General features: G+C 67.3%; 1 protein-coding gene and 1 pseudogene. Both read left to right on the plus strand.

Features of this window, described 5'->3' with window-relative positions:
- Positions 1 to 428: pseudogene (locus tag AC1DWF_RS33920) on the plus strand (1-deoxy-D-xylulose-5-phosphate reductoisomerase); the annotation flags it as partial.
- A 12-nt stretch (positions 429 to 440) separates the two neighbouring features.
- A partial coding sequence (locus tag AC1DWF_RS33925; RefSeq protein ID WP_476842879.1) for a site-2 protease family protein occupies positions 441 to 758 on the plus strand: 318 nt, incomplete at its 3' end.

Below are 758 nucleotides of genomic sequence, written 5' to 3' on the forward strand. Positions count from 1 at the left end.
GCCTTGTTCAATATGCTGACGGCTCGCTGCTGGCGCAGCTCGGCACGCCCGACATGCGCACGCCCATCGCCAGCTGTCTCGCCTGGCCCCGTCGTATGTCCGTGGAGGTGGCGCGGCTCGATCTTGCGGCGCTCAGCCGGCTCGATTTCGCGTCCCCCGACACGCAGCGCTTTCCTGCGCTGCGCCTCGCCCGCGAAGCGCTGGAGGCAGAGGGGGGCGCCCCCTGCGTGCTGAATGCCGCGAACGAGGTGGCCGTCGAGCTTTTCCTCGGCCGCGGCCTCGGCTTCCTCGACATTGCCGCCGTGGTGGAGGAAACCCTCGTGGTGTTGGGAAGCCAGCCTGTTTCGGATCTTAGCTCCATCCTGGCGCTTGACCAGGCCGCTCGCCACGAAGCCTCCCGCATCGCCGCGCACCGCGCCGCTGCCTGACGGAGTTCCATCATGCTCGAATTCCTCCCTGCTGCCGTGCGGACCCTTCTGGCCTTCCTGGTCGTCTTGGGTGTCCTGATCTTCTTCCACGAGCTTGGCCATTATCTCGCGGCCCGCTGGCGGCGCGTGCATGTCGATGCCTTCAGCATCGGCTTCGGCAAGGCCATCGCCTCCTGGCAAGACAGGCGCGGAACCCAGTGGCGCATCGCCTGGATCCCACTGGGTGGCTACGTGAAGCTGCACGGCCAAGCGCCCTATGACGAGACGCCAGAAGCGGATCGCGTGCCGGAACGCCCGGGCCTGACCTTCCACAACAAGGGCGTGCTGGAC

The organism is Aminobacter sp. P4_D5 (assembly GCF_056401815.1).